Annotated in this window: 5 protein-coding genes; 4 read left to right on the top strand and 1 reads right to left on the bottom strand. The window is 40.8% G+C overall.

All coding sequences use genetic code 11. The annotated features are described in order from the left end of the window. Window positions 1-35 precede the first annotated feature (35 nt). From ACFQ2O_RS16490 to alr, 4 genes are all read left to right on the top strand, one after another. The gene (locus ACFQ2O_RS16490) at window positions 36-1,397 is read left to right on the top strand and encodes a sigma-54-dependent transcriptional regulator (protein ID WP_377530190.1); all 1,362 of its coding nucleotides are present in this window, start codon (window positions 36-38) and stop codon (window positions 1,395-1,397) included. 327 nt (window positions 1,398-1,724) lie between these two features. After that, window positions 1,725-6,215: a PAS domain-containing hybrid sensor histidine kinase/response regulator gene (locus ACFQ2O_RS16485; RefSeq protein ID WP_377530186.1), complete on the top strand. Its 4,491-nt coding sequence runs from the start codon at window positions 1,725-1,727 to the stop codon at window positions 6,213-6,215. A 335-nt stretch (window positions 6,216-6,550) separates the two neighbouring features. Continuing rightward, window positions 6,551-7,714, top strand: a complete 1,164-nt coding sequence (locus tag ACFQ2O_RS16480; protein WP_377530181.1) for an amidohydrolase — start codon at window positions 6,551-6,553, stop codon at window positions 7,712-7,714. 3 nt (window positions 7,715-7,717) lie between these two features. After that, window positions 7,718-8,869 carry an alanine racemase gene (gene alr, locus ACFQ2O_RS16475; RefSeq protein ID WP_377530178.1) on the top strand — a complete coding sequence of 384 codons (1,152 nt, stop codon included), beginning with the start codon at window positions 7,718-7,720 and terminating at the stop codon, window positions 8,867-8,869. A 31-nt stretch (window positions 8,870-8,900) separates the two neighbouring features. Here alr and ACFQ2O_RS16470 read toward each other — a convergent pair whose 3' ends face one another. Next, window positions 8,901-10,547: a hypothetical protein gene (locus tag ACFQ2O_RS16470; RefSeq protein WP_377530175.1), complete on the bottom strand. Its 1,647-nt coding sequence runs from the start codon at window positions 10,545-10,547 to the stop codon at window positions 8,901-8,903. Window positions 10,548-10,621: the final 74 nt, after the last annotated feature.

Genomic DNA, 10,621 nt, shown 5'->3' with positions numbered 1-10,621 from the left:
GTGCTACCAGCCATTAAACTGCAGTAAACAAACTGATGAAGAACACACCTTTCAAAATATTTATTCTAGATGATGATGTCTGGTACAGCGAGCTTCTGGAGTACAACTTATCTTTAAACCCAGATTACGAACTTAAGAAGTTTCATTCTGCCAAAGACTGTCTTAGCAATATGTATCAGCGGCCAAATGTAGTAACGCTGGATTACTCATTGCCGGACAAAAATGGCGCAGAGGTTCTTAAAAAAATTAAAGAGCTCAATCCTGATACACAAGTTGTTGTTATTTCAGGACAGGAGGATGTAGCCACTGCCGTTGATTTGCTTAAAAAAGGTGCTTATGATTATATCGTTAAAGACGAAGATACCCCTGAGCGCCTTTGGAATACGATAAATAAAATAAGGGAAAACGTTTCGCTTCGCGAGGAGATTGACCAGCTTCGGGAAGAAATCGGACAGAAGTACGATTTTAGCAACTTCATCATTGGCAGTAGCGATGCGATGAAGAAGGTATTCACAATGATGGATAAAGCTGCTAAAACAAATATTACTGTATCAGTAACCGGTGAAACAGGCACAGGCAAGGAACTGGTGGCTAAAGCAGTGCATTACAATAGCCCAAAGAAAAAGCTGCCTTATGTAGCAGTAAATGTAGCAGCCATACCTAAAGAGCTTATTGAAAGTGAGCTTTTTGGACATGAGAAAGGAGCATTTACGGGTGCGGTAGCTCGCAGACTCGGAAAGTTTGAAGAAGCTAACAAAGGAACCATTTTTCTTGACGAAATAGGAGAATTAGACATTAGCTTACAGGCAAAGCTACTGCGTGTGCTTCAGGAAAAAGAAATAACACGTGTTGGAGGTAACAGCATAGTGCCTGTTGACGTGCGTATTATTGTGGCTACACACAAAAATCTGGCAGAGGAAGTAAAAAAAGGTACTTTTAGAGAAGATCTTTACTATCGCCTCTTAGGGTTGACTATTAACCTGCCTCCTTTACGCGAGCGTGGGCCTGACATTCTGGTTATGGCAAAATCTTTTATGGAAGCTTTTGCCCGTGAGAATGATTTAGGTAAAAAATCACTCAGTGCTGATGCCCAGGAGAAACTCCTCTCCCACTCTTATCCGGGAAACGTGCGTGAGCTAAAGGCAGTTGTAGAACTTGCCGTTGTTATGTCGGATGATGACATCATAAAAGCGAGCGATATAAACCTAAGCGCAAACAGCAACGATAAAGATTTTCTGGCAGAGGAACGATCACTCAAGGAATATACTACAGCCATTATCCAACGCTTTTTAGATAAGTATGATAACAATGTTCTTTTGGTTGCTGACAAACTGGATATTGGAAAATCTACTATTTATCGTATGATCCAGAATAATGAGCTAACAACTAATTCTTAAAAGCATTAACTTGCTTAGCTAATAACTCTACTATAACAGAAAGTTCTACTATAACAGGAGCATCCCTTTTTACAACTCCTGTTCTTTGTGTTTCGAGCGTTATCAAGTTGTTTCAGACATTTGGATTTATATCTCAGGCCTCTTTTAATATAGATGGAAGTAAGCTTATCACAGGAATCTCTGCGACGGCAGTTAGAGGAAGAGCGCCAGGCTAGGATGGCTGCAGAAGAGTTAGCAACAGTGCGACTTCGTGAACTTGAAAAGTTAAGAAAGGTAGATACTGCGTCCAAAGAAGAAAGCCTTTCTTGCTCTCTTCAACATTGCTGGTTGTTACAAAACTTGAAGTATGCCGGTGCTATTGTAGATAGTGCAGGCAAAATAGCCGGAATAAACGAAGCATTTAAAGAGCTTTTTGGATTAAAAGAGTCAGTTGATTTATATATAGGCACTAATATAAAAGATCTGGAGCGCGAAACGCTTCTCTCCTACCTTCGCCCACACCACGAAGTACTTCAATTTAATTTAAACATTGACGAGACTGTCCTTCCAAATGGAATAGTGATAGAACGTGAAAATGTGGTTATCACCCAGGATGTTCAGCCGTTAGGTATAGCCTGGTTATATCGTGAAGTAACAACAAAGCGTCAGAAGCAAAGTATAGTCGAACTACAGTCGGAGTTACAGGAAGAATACCCTAATCCTGTTCTACGACTATCATTTGATAACAATTTGGTGGCAGGAAACCGTGCAGGCCATGACTTCCTCTTTCATAAAGTTAGAGAAGAGCGTATTTCTGTACTAAAGCGTCTTCTGCTGATGCACATTAATAGCCTTCACCTGCTTGCAAAACCACAGCAATCTTATTTTGAATCCCATATTGCCAAAAGGCACTATTACAACCTCATCATACCTATTCCTGAAAAAGGCTATTTTAACATTTACATGTCTGATATCACTGAAAGGCGACAGGCAGAAGTGGCCCTAAAGGAAAGTCAGAATTTTATTCGCAACATAGCGCGCACTATTCCCAATGTAGTCTATATCTATGATATAGATGATGATCAATGTATCTATCTGAACGAGCAGGTAGAGAGTGTGCTTGGATATAATAGAAAAGATTTAAATCTTTTGGGCGGACAGTTCATGTCGTCCATAGTGGTACAAGAGTATAAGCATAAGCTTGACAATCAAGTGGCTTCTATCATGTCTGCCAAAGATGGTGAGATATCAGAGATCGAGTATTTAGTTAACTGCAAAGACGGATCTTTAAAGTACCTCCATTGCCGGGAAAGCGTTTTCAAGCGGAAGGAAAACGGACAGGTAAAACAGGTAATCGGTTCTGCAGAGGATGTAACAAAAGTACGGGAACAAAGTCAGGAGCTACAGCGCCAAAAAGATTTTTATGAATCTATCCTAAACCATATTCCATCTGATGTAGCTGTTTATAACAGCGATTTGCAGTTTTTATACCTTAACCCAGCGGCTGTTCAGGATGCGCAGCTGCGCGCATGGCTAATAGGCAAGACCAACGAGGACTACAGTCGCTACAAAAATATACCTGTAGAGCGAATGCAGCACCGGGGGAAGCATTTACACCAAGTTCTCAAAGATAAATACAGGCTTGAGTTTGAAGAGAAGTTGCAGGGAAAAGATGGCGCCTATACTTATCATCTAAGGAGGTTAAACCCTGTAATTGGTCCTAATGGGGAAGTACAGTTAGTAATCGCCCATGGTCTTACTATTACAGATTTAAGAAGAGCACAAGAAGAAATTCTAGCAAGTGAGGCTAAAAACTCTGCTATTTTAGCCGCTATACCAGATCTGATGTTCATCATCAATGCTGATGGTGTTTATTTAGATATGAAAAATGCAGATCAGCAGCACCTGCTGATTCCCAAAGATAAGTTGCTTGGAAAGCGTGTGGCAGAAGCTCTGCCAGAGAAGCAGGCAACGAAGATAATGTCTTTGATAGGTAAAGTACTTGCCACTGGTTTGTATGAAAAAGCAGAGTATGAAATTGATTTTCCTGATGGCTTAAAGCACTACGAAAGCAGAATTTTAAAGTATAGTGAAACTGAAGTTCTCGCCATCATTAATGATGTAACGGAGGAGAAAAAGGTACACCTGGAGGTTCAGGAGAAAAATGAATTCATCAGGCAAGTTTTAGATGCTAGCCCAAGCCTTATTTACGTTAAGGATGGCTTTGGTAACTTTATCATGGCCAACCAGGAGTTTTCCCGATTGTTCAACAGATCTCTAGAGGAACTTGTAGGTGCAAACGAACTTGATATTCACTCTAACAGAGAAGAAGCGCTTTTTTACTTAAAAACCGATCAACAGGTAATAAGGGAAAATTGTGAAGTAAAAATACAGGAGCGATTCACTACTTTGACCGGGGAAGTATTGTGGTTTAACACCACTAAGAAACCTATCATATCCAGTAACGGACAGGTGCATGTACTTGGCATTTCTACCAATGTGACAGAACAGCGCTTGGCGAACAAAAACCTTCAAAACAGTGAAGAGTTGCACCGCCTGTTGTCTGAAAACTCACGTGATATGATCAGCTTGCATAACCCTGATACGTCTTACATATATATATCTAAAGCCGTTGAAGAAGTATTAGGTTATAAGCAGGAGGAAATGCTAACTATCTTGCCTAAAGAAGTAATCCATCCTGATGATTTAAATTTTGTAATTGAGCGGGGATACCATAAAGCCTTAAAAAACAAGGTGAACGCTACAATTGAGCACAGGGTAAAACGTAGTGATGGTACAGAAATCTGGGTGGAAACTAATGTTAAACCTATCATCAACCAACAGGGTGAGATTACTAAGTTACAAGCATCAGTAAGGGATATTACCTCCAGGCGCTTGGCAGATGAAACCATCAAAAGGAATGAAAAGAAGTACCGTGATCTGATAAATTATAGTCAGGCTTATATCTGTACACACGATCTTGATGGTATAATTCTGTCTGTTAACCCCTATCTGGTGAACATGTTAGGCTATACCGTTGATGAAATGGTTGGTCATTCTTTATACGAGTTTTTCCCAAAGCATCACCAGGACAATTTCGATGCTTATCTCAATCAGTTTGACGATAAGAACTTATTAGACGGAGTGCTTACTTTACTCAATAAAGCCGAAGAGGAACGGTATCTATACTACCAAAACTATAAGGTGGAAGAGCCTGGTGTAGCTCCCTACATAATAGGTATTGCGCAGGATATAACTGACCGGATGCGTACAGAGCAGCAGCTGAAGCAGGCTAAAGAAGCTGCAGAAGAATCTGCGCGCGTAAAGGAGAATTTCCTGGCTAATATGAGCCATGAAATCAGAACTCCTATGAATGGTATACTTGGTATGGCTGGTCTTATGCGAAAGACAGAACTAAACAGGGCACAGCATAACTACCTCAATATCATCCAACAATCTGCTGACAACTTATTAGTCGTGATCAACGATATTTTGGATATTGCTAAAATAGAAGCAGGAAAACTTGATCTTGAAGAGATTACTTTTAATCTCACAGAGGCGGTACAAGCAGCTTACCAAACATTCATCTATAAAGCGGAGGAAAAAGAGATTGCTTACATCCTGCAGCCGGCAAAGCTGTCTCAGCCCTTTCTGATAGGTGATCCATATCGTCTGAATCAGATTTTACTGAACCTGCTAAACAACGCACTTAAGTTTACAGAAGAAGGCAGCATTATACTTAGCTACCAGATTTTAGGTGAGACAGATGAAGCCCTGGAATTAGAGTTTTCAGTTGCTGACACAGGCATAGGCATACCTAAATCTAAAGTAGAATATATATTTGAAGGTTTTACCCAAGCTTACTCCAGCATCACTAGAAAATACGGTGGTACCGGACTAGGCCTGAACATATCCAAGAATCTGGTTGAAATGCAGAACGGTAAAATATGGGTTGAAAGCCAGGAGAAACAGGGAAGCACATTTAAGTTTATAATTACTTATCCAAAATCGACAGAAGCAGAGCCAGAAATGGTAGAAGATGAAATTGACTTTAGTAGCCTTGGCACGATTGATGTTTTACTTGCAGAGGATAATGAAGTGAACATATTTCTCGCACAGTCTATCCTGGAAGGATGGGGAGCACGAGTTGATGTCGCCAGGAATGGACGTGAGGCAGTTGAGTTGGCAGAGCAGAAGCAGTATGATGTTGTTTTAATGGACATTCAGATGCCAGAGCTCAGCGGAATAGATGCCACACAGTTTATTAGAGATTTTTCTGATAAGGCTAAAGCCAATGTACCTATCATAGCACTTACTGCAAATGCTTTGAAGGGAGACGCAGAAAAGTACATAAGTGCTGGCATGAACGATTATGTTTCAAAGCCATTCGAGGAAGAAAAGCTGTTCATGAAAATATCCGCACTGTTGCCGTCTAAAAAGCAGCAGAATTCAGTGAATAATTCAGAAACAGCCATAAATACCATGCAAGAAATCCATAACTCTCCTCTTTATGACCTATCGCTTCTAGAGAAAATGTCGAGAGGTAATGAGGCATTCATAAAAAGAACAAAGCAGCTTTTTATAGATACAGTACCGTCAACCTTAGCCGAAATGCACCAGAAGCGTGCCGAGGCTTCCTGGATGGGGGTAAGTGCAGCCGCACATAAGTTAAAGCCTACCATAGATACCATGCGTATTGACAAAGTAAAAGAGGTGGTTCGTGAGATTGAGAGTGGTGCTAAAACACAAGAAGATATTGCCTCTGTAAATCAAAATATCGATCTGCTTACAGATGTTCTGAATCAGGTTGTGATTCAATTGCAAGCCGATTTAGGTTAATTTTAATCATTGCATCAGAAGGCCCTTGTTCCAAAATCAGGAACAAGGGCCTTCTTTTTTTCCCAATACCGGAAGCTTCAATCCTTGTACCGCTGTTCAAACATTTATTAAAGTTAGATAACTTAAATATTTTTAGAGCTACCTTACCTGCACTACTAAATGGCAAATCAGCTTTAGTGCAACAGCGCCAGGAATCATTCAAAGCCATAAGCCAGTTACCGTTACAGGCAGGTCGCAGCGCAAAGGATAATTCCTAACCCTCCTATAAGATAACAATCTTTGCAGAATTCGTATCTTAAAGAAGTTGCACCGCTTCCAGATTAAACTCTTTGAATATGCACCAACCTACGATACCAGACTTATCAGACCTACTTGTTTTACGCCAAACGCTCCACACCTACCCCGAGCTTTCAGGCATGGAAGTAAAGACAGCACTTCAAATAGTAAATTTCATCAAACGCTATCAACCTGATGAGATTCACACGCAAGTTGGTGGAACCGGCGTAGCTGCCATTTTTTACGGGAAGAAGATTGATGGCCCAACCATATTGTTCAGAGCAGAGCTAGATGCGTTGCCTATTGAAGAGACAAATGAAAACCTGCCGCATAAATCTGTCATGCCAGGTATAGGCCACAAGTGTGGGCATGATGGGCATATGGCTATACTTGCAGCACTCGGAAGCCTTCTGCATCAAGATAAGCACGAAAGGGGAAAAGTAATTTTACTCTTCCAACCAGCGGAAGAAACAGGAGCTGGCGCAAGGAATGTACTGCAAGACGAGCGATTTCAGCAACTCAACCCTGATTATGTTTTTGCCTTACACAACCTACCGGGAGTTGCTTTGCATAAAGTTATCGTAAGGAACGAAGTTTTTGCAGCAGCATCAACAGGTATGATAATAGAGTTGCAGGGGAAACCATCTCATGCGGCTGAGCCTGAAAACGGGCTCAACCCAGGACAGGCAATGGCAGAGGTTATGCTGGCTTTTGAGCAAATAACTCGACAGAAAGAACAATTTCAGGACCTAACCCTGCTAACAATTATACACGCAAGACTAGGTGAAGTAGCTTTTGGCACCAATCCCGGTTTTGCCACCCTTATGGCTACCCTCCGCTCCTATCAAAATAGTGACCTGGAGAAACTCAGACAGCTGGCTACTCGTTTTGCAAAGGAAAAAGCAGAGAAATTCGGTTTGCAGTGTACTATAAAATTTGTAGAAGAATTCCCGGCTACTGTAAACCATGCTGAAGCCGTACAAGTTGTGACACAGGCAGCAGATAAACTTAGCCTAGAATGGCAGGAAGCTTTAAAGCCATTCAGATGGTCGGAAGACTTTGGCCACTTTACAGCTACTTACAAGGGAGCCTTATTTGGAATAGGATCAGGTTTAGAACAGCCGCAGCTTCATCACTCTGATTACGACTTTCCTGATGATATTATACCTACTGGAGCCTCACTTTTTCATGAAATCATTCATATCATATTGAATAAACATTAATTTATGCTTCATAGCTCTTATATAGAGATAAGTAAATCTGCACTTCAAAACAACATCCATTTCATTAAAGGGATAATCGGCCCTAACGTACAACTTTCTTCGGTTATCAAAGGCAATGCCTACGGCCATGGCATTGAGCAATTCGCTCCCTTGGCACAGGCAAGTGGTATAAGGCACTTCTCTGTTTTCAGCGCTGATGAAGCGGAAAGGCTTCTGCAATCACTACCTAAACCTACCACACTGATGATTATGGGATATATAGGTAACGAAGCACTGGAATGGGCTATAGCAAACGATATTGAGTTTTTTGTTTTTGATATAGATAGGCTGGAAGAAGCCACTAAAGTAGCTAAAAAGTTAGGCAAGCAAGCTAAGGTGCATATTGAGGTAGAGACAGGCATGAACCGAACAGGGTTTGAATCTTCAGAGTTGCCTCAAACTATAAATAGCTTAATAAATGCTTCTGATTATATTTCCTTACAAGGAGTTTGTACTCATTTTGCTGGCGCTGAAAGTTATCAAAACCATGAGCGGATAATGGCACAAGTTGCAAGTTTTAAACAGCAGGTACAGCAACTTAAAAGGAATAGCCTTACACCAGCACAGCTTCATACAGCCTGTTCTGCTGCTATGGTGGCGTATCCTGAAACGCACTATGATATGGTAAGAATCGGCATTATGCAATATGGCTTCTGGCCTAGCCCCGAAACATTTCGCCAGTACATAAGTCAGCAGGAGGAAAAGATAGACCCGCTACGGCGCATTATAAACTGGAAAAGCAATGTCATGGCTATCAAACACGTAAGCCACGGGGAGTACATTGGTTACGGCACCTCCTTCCAAGCTCCAAGAGACATGACTTTAGCGATTGTTCCTGTAGGATATGCCTGGGGATATAGCCGGAATCTTAGCAATCTGGGCCATGTCCTGATTAAAGGTGTTCGTGCTAATGTTGTAGGCACCATCAACATGAATGGAATGATGGTAGATATTACGGATATACCGGATGTGCAGAAACATGAGGAGGTTGTTCTATTAGGCGTTCAGGGATCAGAAAGCATTACTGTAGCCTCTTTTGGAGAACTTAGTACGCAGCTTAATTATGAGTTACTAACACGATTACCAGTAAACATACCTCGCCTCATTGTAGATTGAAAGGCATCCAACTTAACGCTTTGAATGAGTTCTATAAACCTAAACTTGATAAGATTCCATCTCCAAGGCCGTCTTTCCAGTAACTGAACATAGACCTGTTGGGGTTTCTGCTTGTACTGATTTTCCCTACGCGTGGAGAGTCACCCGTATTTTCTTTTTTTATCGCAACCCAATTAATAACTTCAGAAACGATTTCATTTCCCAGTGTTTGACGCACATCCTCTTTTTTAGATAGCAGTTCCACTTCAAAGTCATTATAAAGTATAAGTATACTACCTGTCGCTTTTGAAGCATTTAACTCCATATCAAATTTACCACTATGCACCTGCCCATGCTCTACTGTTATAAAGGCAGATGGCTCGATAATAGAATTGAATATTTCTGGTTTAAAAGCACCTATAGAACCATAAATTCTGTGGTAGGAGTTTTTATCTAGCAATGGTAAATGAATTGTAAAGTCTAAAGGCGCTTTACCCTGTACTTTTGTACTGGCGTGTACTACTGCAGGATGTTCTCTTGAAATTCGCTCTGGTAAGTTAGACAAATTTGTGATTAGCACATCGGAATTTTCAAAAGTAATAGAGCCTTTACTGTTAGCACCTTCGGCTATTTCTTCATATTTTAGGTTAAAGCCTTTTACCTGGATAGAGTCTATCGCTAATGCTTTTTTCATATCCTGTACCAATTGATGCGGCAACGCTTTGGTCCCTTTCCTCTCATAATGTTCATAATCTGCAAAAGCATATAAAGCGGGAGACTGTATTAGTACAGCATGAGCTATATAATCCGAACGTTTCGCTAAAGCATTGAAGTCAACTTGTTCTACAGTGACAGAAGGTACATCAGCTTCCATCCATGTTACTACTTCTCCTGCTCTTTCAGACATTTCTGCAGCGCTATACAGCGGCACCAGCTTTACATCTTTTATTTCCAACCTACCGCTGATCGAGCTCATGGAAACAGATGACGTTTTTATACGGTAAAAGCCCTTTTCGGTAAGGAAATTACTCTCATCCACATCCGCTACTACACTTTTGGCATACATCAACCTTGAGTCGTCCTGGTAAGAGGCACTGTCGAGGCTTATCTTGCCTGCGCTCAAGTTAAAGCCTAACATAGCCATATCATTGTAGCTGTTCTCGTTGCTACTTTTAAAGAATAAGTTAGCAGAACTTATTCTAACGGAGTCAAGCTTAAAACCTTGCAATCGCTTAGGCACCTGTGTATGTAAGGGAGCATCACTCTTATCTACGCTAGGTTTCATTCGATAAGCTATTAGCTCTGGCTTTTGTACGTGCAGCAGGCCTAGTTTAATTGGATTATCTGATATCAGGTTCCATACATTTATACCGTTTAAGCTGATACTTTCTACCTCTACCTTATACAACATCTGCATCTGGGAGCTATCCGGTAGTTGTTTCCACTTATCTATATCTGGATGAAGACGAACAGAATCTAAACGAACTTCACCGGCAAACAGCCTGAGGTGTACATCCTGCATATGTAAGGTATAAACCCCATGCGACTTTTCTTTGACTGTACTCTGTAACTTGTTAGCTAACCAATTATCTGCAAAAAGCACCAATGCAAACAGCAACAAAGCGAGGATCACAAAAGAGTAAATTGCCCAGAGCCAACGTTTTGCTACAGTTTTTGATTTTTCTTCTTTTATTTTCACAAGCATAATTTATCAATTCACTTCTACACTACGTGCTATTTGAATATTTCTATACATAAGCTTTTATATTATTG

Source organism: Pontibacter rugosus, from assembly GCF_042678745.1.
GTDB lineage: Bacteria > Bacteroidota > Bacteroidia > Cytophagales > Hymenobacteraceae > Pontibacter > Pontibacter rugosus.
Note: the sequence above shows the minus strand (reverse complement) of the source record. Positions and strands in the feature narration are given on the sequence as shown.